Origin of the sequence: Dictyobacter aurantiacus (assembly GCF_003967515.1) — a bacterium.
Classification (GTDB): Bacteria; Chloroflexota; Ktedonobacteria; order Ktedonobacterales; family Ktedonobacteraceae; genus Dictyobacter; species Dictyobacter aurantiacus.
Map to the genome: position 1 here is coordinate 2,603,344 of NZ_BIFQ01000001.1, position 23,418 is coordinate 2,626,761.

General features: G+C 54.3%; 11 protein-coding genes, 1 tRNA gene and 6 rRNA genes. 10 read left to right on the forward strand and 8 right to left on the reverse strand.

What is annotated here, in order from left to right; translation table 11 throughout:
• Positions 1-110: 110 nt before the first annotated feature.
• The 4 genes from KTT_RS10550 (at position 111) to KTT_RS10565 (ending at position 2,658) form a co-directional block, all read left to right on the forward strand.
• Positions 111-1,370, forward strand: coding sequence for an NAD(P)/FAD-dependent oxidoreductase (locus KTT_RS10550; RefSeq protein ID WP_126595939.1), 1,260 nt, complete (start codon positions 111-113; stop codon positions 1,368-1,370).
• A 238-nt stretch (positions 1,371-1,608) separates the two neighbouring features.
• Positions 1,609-1,685: transfer RNA gene (locus tag KTT_RS10555), tRNA-Pro, on the forward strand.
• A 122-nt stretch (positions 1,686-1,807) separates the two neighbouring features.
• On the forward strand, positions 1,808-1,993 hold the full coding sequence (locus tag KTT_RS10560; RefSeq protein WP_126595940.1) for a hypothetical protein: 186 nt from the start codon (positions 1,808-1,810) through the stop codon (positions 1,991-1,993).
• Positions 1,994-2,094: 101 nt separating this feature from the next.
• On the forward strand, positions 2,095-2,658 hold the full coding sequence (locus tag KTT_RS10565; protein WP_126595941.1) for an HNH endonuclease: 564 nt from the start codon (positions 2,095-2,097) through the stop codon (positions 2,656-2,658).
• Between the two features lie 182 nt (positions 2,659-2,840).
• On the opposite strand, the gene KTT_RS10570 is transcribed toward KTT_RS10565, so the two are convergent.
• The 3 genes from KTT_RS10570 to KTT_RS36145 are packed head-to-tail and all read right to left on the reverse strand — an operon-like array spanning position 2,841 to position 5,387.
• On the reverse strand, positions 2,841-3,938 hold the full coding sequence (locus KTT_RS10570; RefSeq protein ID WP_126595942.1) for a ferric reductase-like transmembrane domain-containing protein: 1,098 nt from the start codon (positions 3,936-3,938) through the stop codon (positions 2,841-2,843).
• The gene (locus KTT_RS10575) at positions 3,932-4,933 is read right to left on the reverse strand and encodes an FAD:protein FMN transferase (RefSeq protein ID WP_160145786.1); all 1,002 of its coding nucleotides are present in this window, start codon (positions 4,931-4,933) and stop codon (positions 3,932-3,934) included. Before KTT_RS10575 ends, KTT_RS10570 begins: the two co-directional genes overlap by 7 nt.
• On the reverse strand, positions 4,878-5,387 hold the full coding sequence (locus KTT_RS36145) for a hypothetical protein (RefSeq protein WP_160145787.1): 510 nt from the start codon (positions 5,385-5,387) through the stop codon (positions 4,878-4,880). The genes KTT_RS10575 and KTT_RS36145 overlap by 56 nt, the downstream gene beginning before the upstream one ends.
• A gap of 285 nt (positions 5,388-5,672) precedes the next feature.
• Between KTT_RS36145 and rrf (KTT_RS10580) the strand changes: the two genes are divergently transcribed.
• Positions 5,673-5,789 (forward strand): 5S ribosomal RNA (rrf, locus tag KTT_RS10580).
• A gap of 274 nt (positions 5,790-6,063) precedes the next feature.
• Here rrf (KTT_RS10580) and KTT_RS10585 read toward each other — a convergent pair.
• Together KTT_RS10585 and KTT_RS10590 are read right to left on the reverse strand one after the other, a co-directional pair.
• Positions 6,064-9,026: ribosomal RNA gene (locus KTT_RS10585) — 23S ribosomal RNA — on the reverse strand.
• 307 nt (positions 9,027-9,333) lie between these two features.
• A 16S ribosomal RNA gene (locus KTT_RS10590) occupies positions 9,334-10,812 on the reverse strand.
• Positions 10,813-11,608: 796 nt separating this feature from the next.
• On the opposite strand from KTT_RS10590, the gene KTT_RS10595 reads away from it, so the two are divergent.
• The 4 genes from KTT_RS10595 (at position 11,609) to rrf (KTT_RS10610) (ending at position 16,987) form a co-directional block, all read left to right on the forward strand.
• Complete coding sequence (locus tag KTT_RS10595; protein ID WP_160145788.1) at positions 11,609-14,389, forward strand: winged helix-turn-helix domain-containing protein; 2,781 nt, start codon at positions 11,609-11,611, stop codon at positions 14,387-14,389.
• Between the two features lie 167 nt (positions 14,390-14,556).
• The gene (locus KTT_RS10600; RefSeq protein WP_126595945.1) at positions 14,557-16,197 is read left to right on the forward strand and encodes an FAD-dependent monooxygenase; all 1,641 of its coding nucleotides are present in this window, start codon (positions 14,557-14,559) and stop codon (positions 16,195-16,197) included.
• Between the two features lie 40 nt (positions 16,198-16,237).
• Complete coding sequence (locus KTT_RS10605) at positions 16,238-16,687, forward strand: SRPBCC family protein (protein ID WP_126595946.1); 450 nt, start codon at positions 16,238-16,240, stop codon at positions 16,685-16,687.
• A 183-nt stretch (positions 16,688-16,870) separates the two neighbouring features.
• Positions 16,871-16,987: ribosomal RNA gene (gene rrf / locus KTT_RS10610) — 5S ribosomal RNA — on the forward strand.
• Positions 16,988-17,070: 83 nt separating this feature from the next.
• Here rrf (KTT_RS10610) and KTT_RS10615 read toward each other — a convergent pair.
• Positions 17,071-17,949, reverse strand: coding sequence for a phosphotransferase (locus KTT_RS10615; RefSeq protein WP_126595947.1), 879 nt, complete (start codon positions 17,947-17,949; stop codon positions 17,071-17,073).
• A gap of 268 nt (positions 17,950-18,217) precedes the next feature.
• Positions 18,218-21,179, reverse strand: a 23S ribosomal RNA gene (locus KTT_RS10620).
• A 112-nt stretch (positions 21,180-21,291) separates the two neighbouring features.
• Between KTT_RS10620 and KTT_RS10625 the strand changes: the two genes are divergently transcribed.
• Positions 21,292-21,657, forward strand: a complete 366-nt coding sequence (locus KTT_RS10625; protein ID WP_126595948.1) for a hypothetical protein — start codon at positions 21,292-21,294, stop codon at positions 21,655-21,657.
• Positions 21,658-21,677: 20 nt separating this feature from the next.
• Here KTT_RS10625 and KTT_RS10630 read toward each other — a convergent pair.
• Positions 21,678-23,156: ribosomal RNA gene (locus tag KTT_RS10630) — 16S ribosomal RNA — on the reverse strand.
• Between the last annotated feature and the right edge of the window lie 262 nt (positions 23,157-23,418).

The window sequence follows — 23,418 nt, forward strand, 5'->3', positions numbered from 1 at the left end:
CATATTCGCGCAATTAAAGGTGTATGATAGAATGATAACAGGATATCATTGTACTCATGATGTAAGTTTTTGTGAATTTAAAAAGAAGAAGCGTAGCGAGGATTAATAGCATGGAATACGCGGTGCTCGGTGGCGGTGCGTTAGGATTAATGGCTGCATACCGGCTCACCCAGGCCGGTCATTCAGTGATGGTCTTTGAACGTGAAGGAATGGCTGGTGGCCTGGCTTCGAGCTTCAAGGTTGGGGATACCTGGCTCGAAAAATTTTATCACCATATTTTCCGGTCTGATAAGATGGCGATTCAAGTCATTGAAGAATTAGGATTGGGGGATCGCCTGGAGTGGCAGCATCCACGTACCGTGAGCATGGTCGGTGGCGAGAATCACCAGCTGGATGATCCTATTTCGCTACTCAAGTTCAAACCCCTGACGATGTATGAGCGTCTGCGTGTGGGAGCGACGCTGGCCTTTCTCAAGGCCGCCAACCCCTCCTGGCTGGAGGGGAAGACCGCCGATCCCTGGCTGCGCCGCTGGATGGGCGCGCGTCCCTACCAGATGATCTTTGAGACACTCTTCGTCGGTAAGTTTGGCAAACTCTACGATCAGATCGCCCTCCCCTGGTTCTGGGCGCGTATCCACGATCGCACGTCCCAGCTCGGCTATGTGCGCGGCGGCTTCCAGCTGGTCTATGAACGACTGGTGGAGTATATCACGCAGCACGATGGCAAGGTACTGCTCAACACCACCGTTGAAGAGGTAATCCAGAAAGAACAAGGTTGGACCATCAAGACCAACCAGGGGAGCTGGGACTTTGATCGCGTCATCTCGACTCTGCCAACGCGGCTCAGCTGCAAATTGATTCCTGCTTTGCCCGAAGAGTACCGTCAGAAGTACGACTGGGGACAGGCCTACGGCGCCCACTGCTTGATCCTGGCCCTGGATCACAAGCTGACCGATAGCTACTGGATCAACATCTGCGACCGCGGTTATCCCTTCACCGGCATCTTTGAGCACACCAACTTCCGCGATCCCGCCGAATATGGTGGTCGCCACCTGGTCTATCTCGGCAACTATCGACCCATGGATGATCCCATCTTCAAAAAAGATAAGGAAGAGCTGATCAAAGAGTTCACACCCGCCATTCAAAAGCTGGCTCCCGCTTTTCAAACGGACTGGATACAGGAGAGCTGGCTCTTCTCGGCTCCGTATGCCCAGCCGATCGTCACCACCGATTACCGCCAGCACATTCCCAATCTACAGCCTCCGCTGCCCAACCTGTGGATCGCCAACATGTTCCAGATCTATCCACACGACCGTGGACAGAATTATTCGCTAGAACTGGCGGATAAACTCGTCAAGCAGATACTCTGATAAACACAACTTTTCCCGTTCTTCTGTACCTCTCAGGAACGGGAAAAGGGAAAAACGATTTTTTTTGAAAAACCCCGTAAAAAGCAATCTGAGAACTTGTAAAAAGATTGTGGGATGTGCTATACTATGTGTGAGCAGATCAGGAACGCGGCTCACGCGTAATTATCTGCATCGTTGTCAGTCAAGCGTAGACTCAGCTCGTGGATAATGTTCAGTGGGTTTATAGCATGAATGTCACCGGGGTGTAGCGCAGTCGGCTAGCGCGCAGCGTTCGGGACGCTGAGGTCGGAGGTTCAAGTCCTCTCACCCCGACCAGGATGGCACATACTTCCCCTCATCGGGGGTCAGGAGCATCAAAATCCAATCAGGATCGTTAGTGCGAACAGACAGAAGTATGTGCCATAGTTTTTATTCTCAGGCACAAAGGAGATCATCGAATGCAGGGATATCAGATCTATAGCACCGCCAGCATCAATGGCTGCTATCTGATGAGTCTGCACGCCATCGCGAGTACCGAAAGTGCTCAAACGCTGGTGGGCAGAAGGAGCCCTGCTGTGCCTGTTTCTCCTGGACATGCAATGCACTCCCAACCTTATCCACCTAGTCGTCGCAGGCGGCGTTAGGGGCTGCAGGATCGGCTTTCAGCACGAATCCGTCCTTTTTCTCCCTCCGCTGTCTGTATGTGTCATTCATCGGCTCTGACAGAGAGGAAGGAAAGCCATTCATGCCTGTTCTTGTGTTGAATTCCTCATTACAACCTCTCTCGGTCATTCCGGAGCGCCGTCTCATCGTATTGCTGTCAAAACATAAAGTGACATTCGTAGATGAGAATGTTCGAGAATTGATCGAGGAGAGCATTCAGTTACGTCGTCTTGAGCTAGAGCGTCCCGTTATTGTGCAACTCCTGGCAAACGTGCGCGTGCCACGGGTAGTTCTGCAGCCCACGCGTACCAATATCCTGCTGCGCGATGATGAAACCTGCCAGTACTGTGGCAAGCGGAGCCGCGACCTGACGCTCGACCACATTATTCCACGTTCGCGTGGTGGGCAGAGCACATGGGAAAATCTGGTTGCCTGCTGCAAACACTGCAACGGCAAAAAAGGGAATCGACTCTTAAAGGAAGTCAATATGCATCTACTGCGTCAGCCACGCGCGCTGACACAGGAGTACGCTGGTTTCTTCCTGCTGCGCTATCCAAAGCTGCGTGAAGCATACGAGCAGTTTCTGCTCAGTGCCATGGGCGTCCCTGCCACCAAAGTACATGGAAGTCACGGTTTAAGTGCTTAGCACTGAACTGATATATAAAGTCACTGTTATTATTCTTCTTGCTTCAGCCAACATAATTTTTCGCGCTGGCAGCGCTTGCAATACTGATGGCGAGGTCGGACACATATGTAATCGCACATTGTGTCCGACCTCGCCATCAGTATTTTTTGACGCATCAATGCTGCTCTAAAGAAGAGCCCACATTAAATGTTGCCATTGGGGGAGGAGGAAGCTCCATTGCCACCCGTGATGGTGCCGCTTACCTGGCCACTATCATCTACCTGTAGCTTCATCTGTACCTGAAGCTGGCTGTTGTTGGCCGTACTATTTAAGTTCGCGATCATATTCCACTGGTTAGAAGCATCAAACTGCGTTAGAGAGCCCGTATAGAGGGGCTGGCCCGAATCGCTCAAAAGTGCGACCGATGAAGAGGTGATCGATAGCGTGTTGTCATTGGCTACCTGTCCTCGCAGGAATACCTGCACATTTCCAGCTGGTCCGCTGGAGATCGCCATATTCATGCGTATCGAAACCTCGCCGCTGAAACGCGAGCTATTCTGCCTCACCTGTCCCTCAAGATTGCCGCTGAAAGACTGTGGGAAGGCGGTCTGCGTTGTAGCACTATTCGTCGTGCTGCTCTGGGTAGCCGCGGTGGCCGCCCAGCCCGGCTGCAGGGGTCCCAGCCCGGCCCAGAAGGTACCTAGCGCGACCAGTATCACCGTCGCCAGGGCCAGCACGGGATGTGGTCGACCCTGCCGAGCGCCGATCGGGCGTACCAGCCGAGCCAGCAGCAATCCACCAACCAGCAATACACTAAAGGCATAGATGGCGCTACCCCACCATGTGCGGGTATCGGTGCCAGTAGCGATCCCGTGTACGATGACGAGGGCATACAGCAGTAACGTCAGGACATGCAGGCGTCTCCACCAGGTATAGCCGATAATAGGACGCAGCAAGGTGCTGAGACCAATGGCCAGGCCGATATAGAATCCAACGATGCCCAGCGCCATCCAGACGGGACGGTAGTGGCTGGCCAGGGGTATCAACATCTCGTTCCAGCCAAATTTCGTAAAGGGATCTAGCCAGACGGCCAGCACGTGTACGCCGGTAAAGATGAGTGCCAGTAGCGTGACAAAATTGTGTAATTCGTTATTAATCAGGCGCGGCCAGCGGTTGGACTGCAGGTGAGAAGACAGAGCCAGGCCCAGCGCTACCGCCAGTGTCAAGAGGAAAAACGCGGTGAAGCCACCGGCACGCGCCACATTCCAGGTCACCGCTTCCCATACACTTGTATTCAACATTGCTGTACCTCTTTCTTGCCAGCTTCCTGCGGCCAGGGGCCAACGGTACGCGCGGAGCAGTCTTGCAGGATCAACAGGGCCGCCAGGCCATGCTGGCGGAGAAACTCGCTCCCCTGCTCGATTCCCAGCAGGAACGCCACTTTGGCGGCCACCTCCGCCTGCTTACACTGGGCAGCAGCAACTGTCACGGACCAGAGTTGGGTCCTGGCGGGTAAGCCGGTCCCGGGATCAAGCAAATGGTGCCGCAGCTCGCCTCCCTGACGCCAATGACGGCGACCGATACCAGAGGTTGCCAGAGCGCCATGATGGAACGGGACCACCCAGGTACGTGTCTTGCCTTGAATCTCAATCGGCCACTGCCGCAGGCCAGCAGGAGTACCCATGACCGCCAGGTCACCACCAGCATTCACAAGGGCAGTCTCGATTTTCTCGCGCCGCAAAGCTGCTAACGCAGCATCCACCGCCATCCCCTTGGCGATCCCGCCAAACTCTATGCCGGTACCCACGGGCATATGAACCAGGCGTAAAGATGGCTGCAGTTGGATGGAGCGCCAGCGCCCGCCCGGCTCAATCCGGACCGTTGGGGCGGCTGACTGCGCCGAGACCTCTTCAAAGGTACGATCATAGCCCAGTTGCACCAGCTGGTTGAGCAAGGTAGGATCATAGAGTCCGTTGGTGGAACGGGCCGCCTCCAGCGCGCTGCTCAACACCGTAAAAAGCAATTTGCTGACCACAACTGGTCTGCCTGCCAGCCTGTTTAACTGCGATAGCTCACTGTCCGGCAAGAAGCGACTCAGCGTCTGCTCCCAATACTCGAACAGGTTGCGAATGATCTCCGCGCCCAGCGAAAACTGCGCCTCGGGTAACAGGAAAGAGACCAGCGTACCCATGGCCCGGAACTGTGAGCGTTTCATTCCTCCTGGCAACACATAATCAGGCTCAGGAAGCATGGGTGCCGGAAATGGCGGGTTGCTGTGTGGAATTATTGTTTCCAAAACCATAACCTCCCTGGTCTTGACCTTGACCCTGGTTATTATTGTTGTTGCCGTTGAAGAAACCGCCATTGTCAGATGGCGTAGTAACGTTGGTATTATTGTTATTGTTGTTGGCAGGCGTCTGCTGATTGCTATTCGCGCTCACGGCATTGGTGAACACCAGGCCGCTCAGCACACCAAAGGCCACCAGAGAGCCGGCCACCAACGCTCGTTTCCATCTTCGTGCCAGGGCCAGTGCCTCAGACTTCGGCATACGAGGTGATCGCCCGGGAATCTTCTCAGAAGGAGCGGTCCTGGCAGGTGGCGGGAGCGCCTGTTGCAGATTCTGCTGATAATACGGGTTTGGGCTATATTTGGTGGAAGGCACCGCATCTACGTATGGTCCGTACTGCTCATATGACCGGTAGGGCAGAGCAGATTGTCCATCGAGCGTGTTTTCATCATAGAATGACATAATTTTATCTCCAGACATCAAAACCATTACAACCACTCACTTCTTTGTCGATAGTAATACTATAGGGTGATATTCTGAAATAGCCATGAAATATTTTTAAGGAGGTTGTAAAGTTTTTCTGAAGATTGTGAAGAAGATAGACGATGTTCATTCCTGGCTGCACGAGAGAAATACCAATCAGCAAACAGGCAGGTAAATTTCAAAAGTGCCGTTCAAAAGGGGTTGACAAAAGCGCAAAGACATTGTAATATATCAACTATCAAGAACGCCTGTATGTGCAGGTGAGCTGGTGACAATAGCGAAGAGGGCACACCCGTTCCCATCCCGAACACGGAAGTTAAGTTCTTCCTCCCCGATGATACTGCGTGGGCAACTGCGTGGGAAAATAGGAAGTCGCCGTCTCACCCGCCCACGCGGGTGTTTTTTGTTGCCCACATCCTCGCACCTTCCCCTAGATTCGGACCTCGCGTCCGATTATCTTTCTGCCTCTTCCCTCTTCACCAGCAGATAAAGCAGACAAAAAAAGACCTTACTCGACGTGAGTAAAGTCTATCTGTGTGCGCGGATCGCACATTACAACTGGAAATAGTATTCCCTCAATTTTGCCGAGCGCGCTGCCAACCAGCGTGAAGCAGAAGACACGCACGCATGTGTCCACGATGAAGATACACAATGGTGAAACAAGCCGTACGATCATTAGGGCGACTTCGCTCCGCCTGTTACCAGGTGTCCACGTGTCGTCTATCGACCAGGTCGTCTTCCTGGGATCTTGACTCTTCAAGAGAGTGGGAGAACTCGTCTTGGGTGCGGCTTCGCGCTTAGATGCTTTCAGCGCTTATCCCTTCTCGACATAGCTATCCAGCTCTGGCCCGGGCAGGCCAACTGGCACACCAGCGGTCGAGCCATCTCGGTCCTCTCGTACTGGAGATGACGCCCCTCAATTCTCCTACGCCCACGACGGATAGAGACCGAACTGTCTCGCGACGTTCTGAACCCAGCTCGCGTGCCGCTTTCATGGGCGAACAGCCCAACCCTTGGGACCTACTCCAGCCCCAGGATGCGACGAGCCGACATCGAGGTGCCAAACCTTGCCGTCGATGTGAACTCTTGGGCAAGATAAGCCTGTTATCCCCGGGGTAGCTTTTATCCGTTGAGCCACACTCCTTCCACTCGGGAATGTGGGATCACTAAGCCCGACTTTCGTCCCTGCTCGACCTGTCCGTCTTGCAGTCAAGCTCCCTTGTGCCTTTACACTCTGTATGGGTGATGTCCATCCACCCTGAGGGAACCTTTGGGCGCCTCCGTTACGCTTTGGGAGGCGACCGCCCCAGTCAAACTACCCGCCTGATCCTGTCCACGTCCCGGCTCACGGTGACGTGTGAGAAACAAAACACAACGAGAGTGGTATTTCATTGCCGTCTCCCCCACCCCCACAAGGGTAGGTTCTCCGACTCCCACCTATGCTACGCACGCTCTGCCTCGTTTCGAGGTCAAGGTGTAGTAAAGCTCCACGGGGTCTTTTTGTCCTGTCGTGGGTAACCCGTATCTTCACGGGTACTTCAATTTCGCCGAGTCCTCTGTCGAGACAGTGCTCAACTCGTTACTCCTTTCGTGCGGGTCGGAACTTACCCGACAAGGAATTTCGCTACCTTAGGACCGTTATAGTTACGGCCGCCGTTCACCGGGGCTTAGATTCGCAGCTACGATCACCGCTCCTCGTAACCTTCCGGCACTGGGCAGGAGTCAGCCCCTATACTTCCGCTTTCGCGTTCGCAGAGACCTGTGTTTTTGGTAAACAGTCGGTTGAGCCAATTTCTTGCAACCCCCTCACGCTCCTGGCAAGCCAGTCTCGCTACTAGGGCACCCCTTCTTCCGAAGGTACGGGGTCAATTTGCCGAGTTCCTTAACAGAGGGTCGCTCGATCACCTGGGGAGTGTTCCCCCTGCCTACCAGTGTCGGTTTGCGGTACGGGCGGAGATAGCTCTGGCGAGAGGCTTTTCTTGGCGGCCTAGGGGCCGATGACTTCCGCGAACTGACGTCCGCTCGCTGCACGTGTCATGCACAGGAAGCCGGGATTTGCCTCGGCTTCGCACTTCACCGCACAGACCCATCCTGTCCAATCGATGGGCTCACCTTCCTTACCGCGTCCCCCCATTGCTCAATAACGAGCATCTCCGGTGCAGGAATCTCTGACCTGCTTTCCATCGCCTACGGCTATGACGCCCTCGGCTTAGGACCCGACTCACCCTGGGACGTTTGACGGTGCCCAGGAACCCTCAGGCATTCGGTGTGTCTGGTTATCACAGACATGACGCTACTCATTCCGGCATTCTCACTTCTCTTCGCTCCACCAGTCCTTACGGTCTGGCTTCTCTGCTGGAGAACGCTCCCCTACCAATCCATCTAGGATGGATTCCATGGCTTCGGTAATCCGCTTCAGCCTCGGTACGTTGTCGGTGCCACGACACTCGACCAGTGAGCTATTACGCACTCTTTAAATGGTGGCTGCTTCTAAGCCAACATCCTGGCTGTTTGGGCGTTGTGACCCCCTTTTACACTCAGCGGATACTTGGAGACCTTAGCCGATGGTCTGGGCTGTTTCCCTTTTGACGACGAAGCTTAGCCCCCGCCGTCTCACTTGCATGCATGCTGTCCTGGCATTCGCAGTTTGCTTGGGTTTGGTAACCTGCACGAGGCCCCTAGCCCATTCAGAGCTCTACCTCCAGGATAGTTCATCATACAGCTGTACCTCAATACATTTCGGGGAGAACCAGCTATCTCCGTGTTCGATTGGAATTTCTCCCCTATCCACAAGTCATCCCCCAGTTTTGCAACACTGGTGGGTGCGAGCCTCGACGGACTGTCACATCCGCTTCACTCTGCTCATGGATAGCTCACACGGTTTCGGGTCGCATCGCCGCAACGTTCGCCCTGTTCAGACTCGGTTGCCCTGAGGCTCCCCAGCTTTAACGCTGGTTAACCAGGCTACGACGATGCACTCGCCGGATCATTCTACAAAAGGCACGCCATCAGCCCTTGGTTCCTCGTGGAACAGTGGCCTCTGACTGCTGGTGAGTACGTGGTTTCAGGGTCTCTTTCATCCCCCTCTCGGGGTGCTTTTCACCTTTCCCTCACGGTACTTGTTCGCTATCGGTCGCTAAAGATGTGTAGCCTTGGAGGGTGGTCCCCCCAGCTTCCCACAAGATTGCACGTGTCTCGTGGTACTCAGGATCCTAGCCGATTCGAGTTCTCCGTCCTTTACGGGACTGTCACCCGCTCTGGTCGCGCTTTCCAACGCGTTCAAGTGGAAATCTCTCCTGTGTTGCTAGTCCTACAACCCCGATGGACCCGAAGGTTCATCGGTTTGGGCTCCTCCCGGTTCGCTCGCCACTACTACGGGAATCTCGGTTGATTTCTCTTCGTCGGGTTACTGAGATGTTTCAGTTCACCCACTGCCCCCCGTCACTGCCTATGTGTTCAGCAGGCGGTCTCCAGACATCACTCTGGAGGAGTTGCCTCATTCGGATTCTCGGGGTTCATCGCTTGTATGCAGCTCCCCCCGAACGTTTCGCCGGTCTCCGCGTCCTTCTTCGGTCTTTAGCGCCAAGGCATCCACCTCGTACTCTGTGTAGCTTGTTCTCTTCTTATCTCATCATGTACTATGAATGCTTTGACTTATTCTTTGCGAGAATAAATCGATCCTCTGCTTCAACTCTGGCTGGCAATACATTCGCTCAGCAAAATTGAAGGAATACTATCTTCAGTTGTTCAGGTGCACTGTTGGCCATCCGTTTTCCGTAGAAAGGGATGCTGTACCCCAACAGCTCAAGAGTGGAAACCAGCGTCGCTTCTGGCAACACGCATCGTACCAATGTCCTGGTCGACCTGGAAGTGGAACACGCTTAGATGTCTGAAGTGTCTTCAGACGCGTGCTCAAGCTCCCTAGAAAGGAGGTGATCCAGCCGCACCTTCCGGTACGGCTACCTTGTTACGACTTCACCCCAATCACTGACCCCACCCTCGACGCTTGCCTCCCAGATGGGTTAGCCCAGCGGCTTCAAGTGTTGCCAACTTTCGTGGTGTGACGGGCGGTGTGTACAAGACCCGGGAACGTATTCACCGTAGTGTGCTGACCTACGGTTACTAGCAACTCCAACTTCATGGAGGCGGGTTGCAGCCTCCAATCTGAACTGAGGCCAGGTTTGACGAGATTAGCTCCCCCTCGCGGGTTCGCAACTCTTTGTCCTGACCATTGTAGCGTGTGTGTCGCCCAAAGCGTAAGGGCCGTGCTGACTTGACGTCATCCCCGCCTTCCTCCGTCTTATAACGGCAGTTTCGCTAGAAAAATCCAACTAACGACAGGGGTTGCGCTCGTTGCGGGACTTAACCCAACATCTCACGACACGAGCTGACGACAGCCATGCAGCACCTGTGAACCCGCCCCGAAGGGACAGCCCGTTACGGCTGGTGCAGGTTCATGTCAAGCCTTGGTAAGGTTCTTCGCGTTGCATCGAATTAAACCACACGCTCCGCTGCTTGTGCGGGTCCCCGTCAATTCCTTTGAGTTTTAATCTTGCGACCGTACTCCCCAGGCGGACCACTTATTGTGTTAACTGCGACACTGAAGGGGTCGATACCCCCAACGTCTAGTGGTCATCGTTTACGGCTAGGACTACCAGGGTATCTAATCCTGTTCGCTCCCCTAGCTTTCGCACCTGAGCGTCAGGTACTTCCCAGGACACTGCCTTCGCCTTTGGTGTTCCTCCGGATATCTACGCATTTCACCACTCCACCCGGAATTCCGTGTCCCTCTGAAGCCCTCAAGTCAGACAGTTTCCGTAGTACTTCGTCAGTTGAGCCGACGACTGTCACCACAGACTTACCTGACCGCCTGCGTGCGCTTTACGCCCAGTAACTCCGGACAACGCTCGCCTCCTACGTATTACCGCGGCTGCTGGCACGTAGTTAGCCGAGGCTGATTCCTCTGGTACCGTCCGTTCTCGTCCCAGAGAAAAGCAGTTTACGATCCGAAAACCTTCTTCCTGCACGCGGCGTTGCTCGTTCAGGGTTGCCCCCATTGACGAAAATTCCTCACTGCTGCCCCCCGTAGGAGTCTGGGCCGTTCTCAATCCCAGTGTGGCTGATCGTCCTCTCAGACCAGCTATCGATCGCAGTCTTGGTAGGCCATTACCCCACCAACCAACTAATCGAGCGCAGGCTCATCCTCGGGCGCTCTTGCGAGCTTTCTTCTTGCGAAGCTATGCGGTATTGTCGGCGATTTCTCGCCGGTATTCCTCACCCCAGGGCAGATAACCCACGTGTTGCTCACCCGTCCGCCACTCCCTGTTTGCACAGGGCGTTCGACTTGCATGTGTTAGGCACGCCGCCAGCGTTTATCCTGAGCCAGGATCAAACTCGCCATCCAATTTTTATGTGTACATCACAGAGCAGTGATGTGCAATTGCATGTGAATTGCGATCATGGCCAAGTTACATAACATTGGCTTGTTTCGCAGATTATTATGGATACTTGATGGTGATCATCAAGCCTCCGAATTGACAGGAACTGGTTCGTTGTGTGTTGTTGTTCCAGTTGCTGTTCTGCTTTCCACTCTTCAGTTGTCAAGGTACTTCATCGGCAGAACCTTCATTCTGCCAGGAGACAGGCGCTTGATGTTTTTTCGCTTGCTTGTCTCACGTGCTGTAGTATCGCATATCCGTTGTGCTTTGTCAAGCGGTTCTGGGACCACTTTTGCGAGCCGTCCGAAATCTCGTTTTTCTCGGCTGCGCACCTGGCAAGCCAGGGTGAACATCTTGAAAAAGCGCTGGCATTCCTAATAAATAAACACAACATCTTGTTGAGAATACATATGAGATAATAGCCATCTCGGAGGAGCCACCTTATCGTGACACAATCGGAGCGAAAGGGACAGGAGCATCCACTCTCTAAAAGCGGGTGATTGTCTTGTTTCGACAGCTCGATGATTATGCCACACCTGCGTAACTCTGTCAAGCACTTTTAATACTTATTTTAACTCGACCGTAAAATTTATGTCTTACTTGCCCTCCGTGCGCGCATCTCTACATGTTGGCGTGATCCTAAGCCAGGGTAAATATTAACAATCGAATATATCTCAGGTATACTTGCTGATGAAAAAATAGGGTCGATGCATGCTTCATTGCACATACAACCAGGAACTTATCAGAAAGAGGCAGCTTTACATGCCTGAATCAGATCTACTGGTGACCAAGCTCACCATTCCCCCGCTGCGCCCGCTATTGCTGCAGCGTGCGCAGCTGCTCTCGGTCCTCGATCAGAGCCACCTGGTACCATTGACGTTGCTCTCGACGCCCGCGGGCTTTGGTAAGACGACGTTGCTCTCGGTCTGGGCGCGTCAGTATAACGGTCGCATCGCCTGGCTGACTCTTGGTGAGCAGGATAATGATCCGACGCGCTTCTGGACTTATGTGATTGCCGCGTTTCGGCATGGTGGTGCTCAGGTTGGGGAGACCACACTGGCGATGCTCCATTCACCACAACCTTCACTGCAAACCGGTGCGCTAAACGCGTTGATCAATGAACTGGCAGCACTGCCACAAGAGACTACCCTGATCCTTGATGACTATCACCTGATTCGAGAGCAAACGATTCATGAGTCGCTGCAGTTCTTGCTGGAGAATCTCCCTCCCCATCTGCATTTGCTGCTGGCCAGCCGTAATGAACCACAGCTACCCCTGCCACGTCTGCGAGCACGCGGGCAGATCACTGAGATAGGTGAAGTGAACTTACGCTTGAGCAAGGAAGAGGCCGGTCAGTTTCTGACTCGTGGCATGGGTTTAGAACTGACCGCAGAACAGATTGGTCAATTGCAATCGCGCACGGAAGGGTGGATCGCGGGACTGCAATTGGCGGCGCTTTCTCTACAACGACATAAGGATGTCTCAGCCTTCCTTGAGACGTTCACCGGCAGCCACCGCTTTATCCTGGACTATGTGCAGGAAGAGGTCCTTGCCGCGTTATCCGAGTCACAACAACGCTTCCTGCTGTATACGTCGGTGCTTGATCAGCTGAGCGCGGAGATCTGTCAGGTTCTGACCGGTGATGCGGACAGCCAGCGGATGCTGGAATCATTGGAGCGAGCCAATCTCTTTCTGATTCCTCTTGATGAGGAGCGGCGCTGGTATCGTTACCAGACGCTCTTTCGTGAAGTATTGCAGGCACGTCTGCAGATGACCGAACCGGAACAGATAAGGCGCCTGCATCGCGCAGCGGCGCTCTGGTATCAACGTCAGCAATGGCCTCATGAAGCGATACCCCATGCGCTGGCCACGCAGGATTTCTCGTTTGTGGCGGATCTTCTAGAGGATTGCATCGAACGTCTGTATCTCCAGGGTGAATTAAAAACGTTGTTGACCTGGATCAAGCTGCTGCCTCGCGGGATCCTGCGTGTGCATCCTCGCCTTACGACCACCTATATGCTGGCCTTTAATATGCTGTTCCCATTCTCTCATCAGCAACAAGCAGAAAAAGTATATCTTCAGCGGCTTCAGACGGATGTTGAACAGTTGCTGCAGAATGAAGATCAAACAGCCCTCCCTTCCAGTGAGCGCGATCTTCTGCACAATCGTCTATTGATCCTTAAGGCATGGAACCTGGTTGCGGGCGCACTTTCTGATGGCAACGCCGAGCAATTGAATAATGTGGCGGAACAGTTACAGCGTCTGCCCCTGGATGATAATATCGTGTGGCAGCAATATAAGCTGGCGCCATTCGCCATCGCCTGGCGCATGGCGGGCGATTTTCCTCGCATGGTGGATACGATTCAAGGAATCATAAGGACACCTCAACTGGCGCAGAATCGTTATCTAAAGATCCAGTATCTCTGGGGATTGATCGCTGCCCTGGTCGCCCTCGGACGCTTACAATTAGCGAATGAGTATAATCAGGAACTACAACAGTTGGTGACTGGTCTGAGAGTTCCAGCTCCTCTGGCCGCCTATCCCGATTTTTTCCAGGCTCAGTTGGCCTACACCTGGAACCAGCTTGAGATCGCTCAAAGTGCCGCCCGGAGCGCTATTGATAAAACAATCCCTTTGCAATATATGGATATTCTGATAGGTTCTTACCTGGTGCTTGTGCATTGCCATATTGCGCAGGGGGATCTGGCCAAAACCGAACAGGTTATACGCGAGATGGAGCGTCACAACCGGTCCGCTGGCATTCCGCTTATGCGCCCCTGGATTGAGAGCGCCTGGATTCACTTGTGGCTGGCACAGGGCAATCTGCCGCAGGCCACAAGCTGGGCGGAGAACACCTCTTATCATCTGGAGACGCTCTCTTACAGTCGCGAAAGCGCCTACCTGGCGCTGGCCCACGTCTATCTAGCACAGAAACGCTACTCAGACGCCTTGCAATGGCTCAACAAATTGCTAGCCAGCGCTGAGCATTTTGAGCGGACAGGGAGTATCATCTCAATTCTGGCGCTTCAGGTGGCCGCATTACAATTACAATCTCCAAGTGATGCGTGCGCGGCCTGCAGCGTTCTCCGGCGACTGCTCACTTTAACCGAGCCCGAGGGATATATACGCGTCTTTCTCGACGCGGGAACCCCAATGCGGCAGGCGCTTCAGACCTTGCTTGCAACGTCGGATAAGCCAGCAGAGTCTTCTCCCCTATCACCGACCCTTACAGCTTATGCACGGCATGTGCTTACAGCTTTCCCGAATGAAGAGCAGCGACCACAAGAGGCGGCGGCAAGTGAACTATCCATATCCAGGTCCGCTGCCCAGACCGTGGCTCAGCAGCTTCCCGAGCCGCTCACCCCACGCGAGCTAGAGGTCCTCCAGCTGCTGGCTGAAGGCGCATCCAATCAAGAGATTGCCCGGCAGCTGGTAATCTCGCTTGCTACGGCTAAGAAACACGTCGCCAGCATCCGCAGCAAGCTGGGCGCGGAAAATAGAACGCAGGCCATCGCCTATGCGCGGCACTACTCTTTACTCTGATACGCCTGGCTCCCCTACTCGATAAGATGGTATCCTTTTGGCTACCATCACACTCCCATTTGCTCTCCATGTGAAAGTATCCCTTTGGAGACTGTGTTCAGGTCGCATGAAGTGTACCATTCCTCATAGCAGATACAGACAACAAATAACCGTTATGAGGAGCACGAATGAATACATCATCTCAGCATTCTGACAGGATAGAAACGACACCAGTACTGATCGTAGGCGGCGGCCTGGTCGGTCTATCGGCCTCCCTCTTCCTCTCAAGGCACGGCATTTCGTCGCTGCTGGTCGAGCGTCATCCGGGTACCGCCATCCATCCACGCGCGACAGGCTTCATGCCGCCCACGATGGAGATGTTCCGCTTCGCCGGCATCGAGGAGGAGATTCGCAAGATCGAGCCGGAGATCCCGCAGGGCACCAATGTCCCCTTCCTGGAGAGCCTGGTGGGACAGGAACTTGACTGCCTGCAGGAAGATATCGATTCCCTGTTTACCGATCCCAGCAGTCCCGTACGCGGCAGCGCCATCGCGCAGGATGTGTTAGAGCCGGTACTGCGGTCACAGGCCGAACGGCTCGGCGGCGATCTGCGCTTTAATACTGAACTGGTAACCTTCGAGCAAGGTACGGATGGCGTAATCGCCACCATCCGTAGGCGCAACAGCCAGGAAACAAGTACGGTGCACGCACGGTACGCGATCATAGCCGATGGCAGTCAGAGCCCGATCCGCAAGCAACTCGGCATCGGCCAGCATGGTCTGGGCAGCATGGGAACATTCATCAGTATGATCTTTGAGGCAGACCTGATGGAACTCTTTCATAAGCGGCACGCCATCATGTGCTTTCTCAGCAACGAGACCATCACTATCGGATCATTCGTTCCGTATGCCGGTTCTTCAGTGCGGCCAGATCTGTTCCGGCTGGACGTCGGCTACGATGCGGATGAAGAGACGCTAGCCGATTATCCCGAGGAGCGCTGCATCCAATTGATACGGGCGGCAGTGGGCATTTCTGATCTGCCGGTAAAGCTCAAGACTACACTTACCTGGGAGATGAACGCGCTGGTGGCTGATCGCTTCCAGCTGGAACGCGCCTTCCTGGTTGGTGATGCCGCGCGCACCCAGCCTCCCAGCGGTGGCCTCGGCGGCAACACCGGCATAGCTGAGGCGTACAATCTGTCCTGGAAACTCGCCGCCGTCCTGCGTGGAGAAGCCGGAGAGCAGTTGCTCACCACCTATGATCAGGAGCGGCGCCCCATAGCCGACTATACCGCTGAGCAAGTAGCCTTACTCTCCCAGCAGCGCCAGAACGAGGGTTCCTCCGGGATCACAGTTGATGCCAGGACCATCAATGGCGGCTATCGCTATCGCGATGGGGCATTTGTACATGAGGCAGGCGATGAGCAGCTTCCCCTGGCTCAGCAGGCGCAGCGCTGGCAGGGACAACCAGGCACCCGCGCCCCTCATCTCATGCTCAAGCAAGAGGAAAAGTCAGTATCCACGCGGGACCTGTTCGGCTTCCACCCTGTTCTCTTCGTTGGAGCGGATGGACAGCACTGGAAGAAGGCAGCCCGCAACGTACAGGACCAATTACACATTGCATTAGATTGCTATCAGATTGCCCCCCATGCAGGCGATCTCATAGATGCAGAGAACAGGTTCTGTGATATGTATGGCATTCCAACCACCGGCGCCGTACTCGTGCGCCCTGATGGCTTCATTGGGTGGAGAAGCAAAGATGCCATTGAACACGAATTAGAAGCTCAACAAACACTGACTCAGGCCCTCAGCAGCCTCCTTTTTCACTAAACAAAATACATCAAGCTAAAAGAATTGAAGGAAAATCAAAATGGCTTTATTCGAATACAGCGACACACTTAACTTTTCGCCGGCTTCCGTTTTTGCGCTTCTCTGCGACCTGGAGGCGCGGCCAGAATGGATCAAAGGCATCATTGAGGTGCGCGTCACCCCTGCTGGTCCAGCGCAGCTGGGGACCAGCTACTTTGAAGTGGGCAAGTTCTCGGGCTTCAAAAGCGAGAAGACGATGAGCGTCACCGCATATGAACCTGGCCAGCTATTAACGCTGGACACCGGCAGCGCGGCGGCCAGCCCTTTCCGTGAGAGCTACCGAATTGAGCCCCTCTCCACAGAAAGCTGCCGCGTGCATTTCACGGTAGAGGTAGGCAATGTTCCCAAAGTAGCTGAGTTCTTCATGCGACAGGAGATGAAGAAATCACAGCCGCAAAACGCTGAACGCCTCAAAGCTCTGCTGGCAGGTTGCACGCAACATGTAAGCTAAGCTCACTGCTGTGACATATCCCGCCCGCCAAACAGACATAGAAAGTCATGTAGAAAACGATGTGAAAGGGCGTACGCGCCTTTTCACATCCAATTTAAATAAAGCCTGAAAATAGGGGTTGACAAAGCTACACGGCTGTAGTATTATTCCCTCTGTCAGAAAAACACCTGTATGTGCAGGTGAGCTGGTGACAATAGCGAAGAGGGCACACCCGTTCCCATCCCGAACACGGAAGTTAAGCTCTTCCTCCCCGATGATACTGCGTGGGCAACTGCGTGGGAAAATAGGAAGTCGCCGTCTCACCCGCCCACACGGGTGTTTTTTGTTGCCCACATCCTCGCACCTTCCCATAGGTTCGGACCTCGCGTCCGATTAAAGCCACCTCAAAAGAGTATCGGATGTGCCAGCCAGCTGGCGATATCCGGCCTGCCCTGAATCTCCAATAGACGATAGAAATAACGGTAAACAGGTCGCACAGCCGTCAGATCTGGCAGGGGTAGAACGCTGCGGTATCCACGCGCCAGCGCATTGGCTTCTCGGTGAGAGAGGATATATTCAAGGGCGATAAAGTCCAGTGCGCGTGGTCCCAGCGCATATGCCTCGGTATCAACCAGCGCCTCTATATAGCCATCTTTGACCAGAAGCTGCGTGGGGTCCATATCCACCATAATCAGCGAGGCATCAACAGGATCTGCTAGCTGGTGGGCGCTGGCTGAAATCGATTGTAGCGCCTCTTTCATCGAGAGGTCATCGGCGTGATATTGCTCAACCAGCGCCTCCATAGTCTGTACCAGGTGCTGATGAAACAAATAGAATGATCCGCGCTGGCGGCCGGTAGGGTGGCCATAGTAGGGAAAGCGCAGGGCATGGATATGCGCCAGCTGCTGGCCAAATCTCTCCAGTGCTGCATCCGACAGAACTCCAAAGTGCGTTAATGGCGAGCCAGCCATGCACTCAACCATCACATACGCCCTGCCATCCAGCGTGCCTTTCGAAAGAATTTGAGGAATTGAGAGGGTGCTAAGGGAGTTAAGCGTGGCATTGATATGCTCCAGGTCAAATATATTGGTCGGATCAATGCCAAACAGTGCCAAACAGCCAGTCCAGAAGGGTCCGCTAAGCTTTTCCGGCCGCAACACGCGGATCACGCAGGTTGTGTCGCGAGTAGTAATGCGCCAGACATCGTTCATGTGTCCCGCATAGCCAGGATCCAACCGCTTTTGTTCTAAAATGGGAGACTCAAAGAGAGGTTGAAAATCCATATAGCTCTCCTTTTCGCATTTTTAATGCTCAACAATCATTTTTATGAAGATACCTCGTTTTTCGCGCCTGGCTATGTTAGCAATAGAAAAGCTAGAAGCCTTGCTTATAATAAAATACAACAAAAAAGACCTTACTTCTCGCAAGTAAGGTCTTTTTTTCTTACGCAACTGTATACCATGTATCCTCAATTTTGCCGAGCCATCGGTCAGCCAGAGACTGAAGCAGAGGACACGCACTGCATGCGTCCACGATGAAGATACACAATGGTGAAACAAGCCGTACGATCATTAGGGCGACTTCGCTCCGCCTGTTACCAGGTGTCCACGTGTCGTCTATCGACCAGGTCGTCTTCCTGGGATCTTGACTCTTCAAGAGAGTGGGAGAACTCGTCTTGGGTGCGGCTTCGCGCTTAGATGCTTTCAGCGCTTATCCCTTCTCGACATAGCTATCCAGCTCTGGCCCGGGCAGGCCAACTGGCACACCAGCGGTCGAGCCATCTCGGTCCTCTCGTACTGGAGATGACGCCCCTCAATTCTCCTACGCCCACGACGGATAGAGACCGAACTGTCTCGCGACGTTCTGAACCCAGCTCGCGTGCCGCTTTCATGGGCGAACAGCCCAACCCTTGGGACCTACTCCAGCCCCAGGATGCGACGAGCCGACATCGAGGTGCCAAACCTTGCCGTCGATGTGAACTCTTGGGCAAGATAAGCCTGTTATCCCCGGGGTAGCTTTTATCCGTTGAGCCACACTCCTTCCACTCGGGAATGTGGGATCACTAAGCCCGACTTTCGTCCCTGCTCGACCTGTCCGTCTTGCAGTCAAGCTCCCTTGTGCCTTTACACTCTTGTGGGTGATGTCCATCCACCCTGAGGGAACCTTTGGGCGCCTCCGTTACGCTTTGGGAGGCGACCGCCCCAGTCAAACTACCCGCCTGATCCTGTCCACGTCCCGGCTCACGGTGACGTGTGAGAAACAAAACACAACGAGAGTGGTATTTCATTGCCGTCTCCCCCACCCCCACAAGGATAGGTTCTCCGACTCCCACCTATGCTACGCACGCTCTGCCTCGTTTCGAGGTCAAGGTGTAGTAAAGCTCCACGGGGTCTTTTTGTCCTGTCGTGGGTAACCCGTATCTTCACGGGTACTTCAATTTCGCCGAGTCCTCTGTCGAGACAGTGCTCAACTCGTTACTCCTTTCGTGCGGGTCGGAACTTACCCGACAAGGAATTTCGCTACCTTAGGACCGTTATAGTTACGGCCGCCGTTCACCGGGGCTTAGATTCGCAGCTACGATCACCGCTCCTCGTAACCTTCCGGCACTGGGCAGGAGTCAGCCCCTATACTTCCGCTTTCGCGTTCGCAGAGACCTGTGTTTTTGGTAAACAGTCGGTTGAGCCAATTTCTTGCAACCCCCTCACGCTCCTGGCAAGCCAGTCTCGCTACTAGGGCACCCCTTCTTCCGAAGGTACGGGGTCAATTTGCCGAGTTCCTTAACAGAGGGTCGCTCGATCACCTGGGGAGTGTTCCCCCTGCCTACCAGTGTCGGTTTGCGGTACGGGCGGAGATGACTCTGGCGAGAGGCTTTTCTTGGCGGCCTAGGGGCCGATGACTTCCGCGGACCAACGTCCGCTCGCTGCACGTGTCATGCACAGGAAACCGGGATTTGCCTCGGCTTCGCACTTCAACGCACAGACCCATCCTGTCCAATCGATGGGCTCACCTTCCTTACCGCGTCCCCCCATTGCTCATCACGAGCATCTCCGGTGCAGGAATCTCTGACCTGCTTTCCATCGCCTACGGCTATGACGCCCTCGGCTTAGGACCCGACTCACCCTGGGACGTTTGACGGTGCCCAGGAACCCTCAGGCATTCGGTGTGTCTGGTTATCACAGACATGACGCTACTCATTCCGGCATTCTCACTTCTCTTCGCTCCACCAGTCCTTGCGGTCTGGCTTCTCTGCTTGAGAACGCTCCCCTACCAATCCATCTCGCGATGGATTCCATGGCTTCGGTAATCCGCTTCAGCCTCGATACGTTGTCGGTGCCACGACACTCGACCAGTGAGCTATTACGCACTCTTTAAATGGTGGCTGCTTCTAAGCCAACATCCTGGCTGTTTGGGCGTTGTGACCCCCTTTTACACTCAGCGGATACTTGGAGACCTTAGCCGATGGTCTGGGCTGTTTCCCTTTTGACGACGAAGCTTAGCCCCCGCCGTCTCACTTGCATGCATGCTGTCCTGGCATTCGCAGTTTGCTTGGGTTTGGTAACCTGCACGAGGCCCCTAGCCCATTCAGAGCTCTACCTCCAGGATAGTGTGTCATACAGCTGTACCTCAATACATTTCGGGGAGAACCAGCTATCTCCGTGTTCGATTGGAATTTCTCCCCTATCCACAAGTCATCCCCCAGTTTTGCAACACTGGTGGGTGCGAGCCTCGACGGACTGTCACATCCGCTTCACTCTGCTCATGGATAGCTCACACGGTTTCGGGTCGCATCGCCGCAACGTTCGCCCTGTTCAGACTCGGTTGCCCTGGGGCTCCCCAGCTTTAGCGCTGGTTAACCAGGCTACGACGATGCACTCGCCGGATCATTCTACAAAAGGCACGCCATTAGCCCTTGGTTCCTCCTGGAACAGTGGCCTCTGACTGCTGGTGAGTACGTGGTTTCAGGGTCTCTTTCATCCCCCTCTCGGGGTGCTTTTCACCTTTCCCTCACGGTACTTGTTCGCTATCGGTCGCTAAAGATGTGTAGCCTTGGAGGGTGGTCCCCCCAGCTTCCCACAAGATTGCACGTGTCTCGTGGTACTCAGGATCCCGACCCACGTTAACAAACCGTCCTTTACGGGACTGTCACCCGCTCTGGTCGCGCTTTCCAACGCGTTCAAGTAGTTCGTCATTGTTTGATGTCGGTCCTACAACCCCGACCATCCCGAAGGATGATTGGTTTGGGCTCCTCCCGGTTCGCTCGCCACTACTACGGGAATCTCGGTTGATTTCTCTTCGTCGGGTTACTGAGATGTTTCAGTTCACCCACTGCCCCCCGTCACTGCCTATGTGTTCAGCAGGCGGTCTCCAGACATCACTCTGGAGGAGTTGCCTCATTCGGAATCTCGGGGTTCATCGCTTGTATGCAGCTCCCCCCGAACGTTTCGCCGGTCTCCGCGTCCTTCTTCGGTCTTTAGCGCCAAGGCATCCACCTCGTACTCTGTGTAGCTTGTTCTCTACGTCTCTTTATCATGGTCTATGAATGCTTTGACTTATTCTTTGCGAGAATAAATCGATCCTCTGCTTCAACTCTGGCTGACCTTATCGCTCAGCAAAATTGAAGATACATGGTATTCAGTTGTGAAGGTGCACTGTTGTGGCTCTCGCCACACGCTTGCCGCCTGCGGCGGCGCGCGGAAGAGGGAGAAGATCCTGGGGGACACCCCCAGACCCCTGGCATGGGGACTGCCGTCCCCCTGCACCCCCTGGTGCGCTGTGCGCAAGAGGAAAAAATGCCGGGAAAACATCCCCATACCTCTGGTATGGAAACGGTCATTCCCTGCACCCCCTGGTGCGCATGGTTGCGTGTTGCGGTGGTTGTACCCCAACAGCTCAAGAGTGGAAACCAGCGTCGCTTCTGGCAACACGCCATATCACCAATGTCCTGGTCGACCTGGAAGTGGGATGAGTCTGTTACGTCATGGTATCCATGACCCTCATCCAAGCTCCCTAGAAAGGAGGTGATCCAGCCGCACCTTCCGGTACGGCTACCTTGTTACGACTTCACCCCAATCACTGACCCCACCCTCGACGCTTGCCTCCCAGATGGGTTAGCCCAGCGGCTTCAAGTGTTGCCAACTTTCGTGGTGTGACGGGCGGTGTGTACAAGACCCGGGAACGTATTCACCGTAGTGTGCTGACCTACGGTTACTAGCAACTCCAACTTCATGGAGGCGGGTTGCAGCCTCCAATCTGAACTGAGGCCAGGTTTGACGAGATTAGCTCCCCCTCGCGGGTTCGCAACTCTTTGTCCTGACCATTGTAGCGTGTGTGTCGCCCAAAGCGTAAGGGCCGTGCTGACTTGACGTCATCCCCGCCTTCCTCCGTCTTATAACGGCAGTTTCGCTAGAAAAATCCAACTAACGACAGGGGTTGCGCTCGTTGCGGGACTTAACCCAACATCTCACGACACGAGCTGACGACAGCCATGCAGCACCTGTGAACCCGCCCCGAAGGGACAGCCCGTTACGGCTGGTGCAAGTTCATGTCAAGCCTTGGTAAGGTTCTTCGCGTTGCATCGAATTAAACCACACGCTCCGCTGCTTGTGCGGGTCCCCGTCAATTCCTTTGAGTTTTAATCTTGCGACCGTACTCCCCAGGCGGACCACTTATTGTGTTAACTACGACACTGAAGGGGTCGATACCCCCAACGTCTAGTGGTCATCGTTTACGGCTAGGACTACCAGGGTATCTAATCCTGTTCGCTCCCCTAGCTTTCGCACCTGAGCGTCAGGTACTTCCCAGGACACTGCCTTCGCCTTTGGTGTTCCTCCGGATATCTACGCATTTCACCACTCCACCCGGAATTCCGTGTCCCTCTGAAGCCCTCAAGTCAGACAGTTTCCATAGTACTTCGTCAGTTGAGCCGACGACTGTCACCACAGACTAATCTGACCGCCTGCGTGCGCTTTACGCCCAGTAACTCCGGACAACGCTCGCCTCCTACGTATTACCGCGGCTGCTGGCACGTAGTTAGCCGAGGCTGATTCCTCTGGTACCGTCCGTTCTCGTCCCAGAGAAAAGCAGTTTACGATCCGAAAACCTTCTTCCTGCACGCGGCGTTGCTCGTTCAGGGTTGCCCCCATTGACGAAAATTCCTCACTGCTGCCCCCCGTAGGAGTCTGGGCCGTTCTCAATCCCAGTGTGGCTGATCGTCCTCTCAGACCAGCTATCGATCGCGGTCTTGGTAGGCCATTACCCCACCAACCAACTAATCGAGCGCAGGCTCATCCTCGGGCGCTCTTGCGAGCTTTCTTCTTGCGAAGCTATGCGGTATTGTCGGCGATTTCTCGCCGGTATTCCTCACCCCAGGGCAGATAACCCACGTGTTGCTCACCCGTCCGCCACTCCCTGTTTGCACAGGGCGTTCGACTTGCATGTGTTAGGCACGCCGCCAGCGTTTATCCTGAGCCAGGATCAAACTCGCCATCCAATTGTATATCTGAACATCGCGCTCAGCGAGCGGATGTGCAATTGCATGTGAATTGCGATCATGGCCAAGTTACATAACATTGGCTTGTTTCGCAGATTATTATGGATACTTGATGGTGATCATCAAGCCTCCGAATTGACAGGAACTGGTTCGTTGTGTGTTGTTGTTCCAGTTGCTGTTCTGCTTTCCACTCTTCAGTTGTCAAGGTACTTCATCGGCAGAACCTTCATTCTGCCAGGAGACAGGCGCTTGATGTTTTTTC

What these genes read in the sequence shown, in the direction of transcription:
- KTT_RS10550 (WP_126595939.1), top strand. Translation starts at nt 111, where the DNA reads ATGGAATACGCGGTGCTCGGTGGCGGTGCGTTAGGATTAATGGCTGCA.
- KTT_RS10560 (WP_126595940.1), top strand. Translation starts at nt 1,808, where the DNA reads ATGCAGGGATATCAGATCTATAGCACCGCCAGCATCAATGGCTGCTAT.
- KTT_RS10565 (WP_126595941.1), top strand. Translation starts at nt 2,095, where the DNA reads ATGCCTGTTCTTGTGTTGAATTCCTCATTACAACCTCTCTCGGTCATT.
- KTT_RS10570 (WP_126595942.1), bottom strand. Translation starts at nt 3,938, where the DNA reads ATGTTGAATACAAGTGTATGGGAAGCGGTGACCTGGAATGTGGCGCGT.
- KTT_RS36145 (WP_160145787.1), bottom strand. Translation starts at nt 5,387, where the DNA reads ATGTCATTCTATGATGAAAACACGCTCGATGGACAATCTGCTCTGCCC.
- KTT_RS10595 (WP_160145788.1), top strand. Translation starts at nt 11,609, where the DNA reads ATGCCTGAATCAGATCTACTGGTGACCAAGCTCACCATTCCCCCGCTG.
- KTT_RS10600 (WP_126595945.1), top strand. Translation starts at nt 14,557, where the DNA reads ATGAATACATCATCTCAGCATTCTGACAGGATAGAAACGACACCAGTA.
- KTT_RS10605 (WP_126595946.1), top strand. Translation starts at nt 16,238, where the DNA reads ATGGCTTTATTCGAATACAGCGACACACTTAACTTTTCGCCGGCTTCC.
- KTT_RS10615 (WP_126595947.1), bottom strand. Translation starts at nt 17,949, where the DNA reads ATGGATTTTCAACCTCTCTTTGAGTCTCCCATTTTAGAACAAAAGCGG.
- KTT_RS10625 (WP_126595948.1), top strand. Translation starts at nt 21,292, where the DNA reads ATGGTATTCAGTTGTGAAGGTGCACTGTTGTGGCTCTCGCCACACGCT.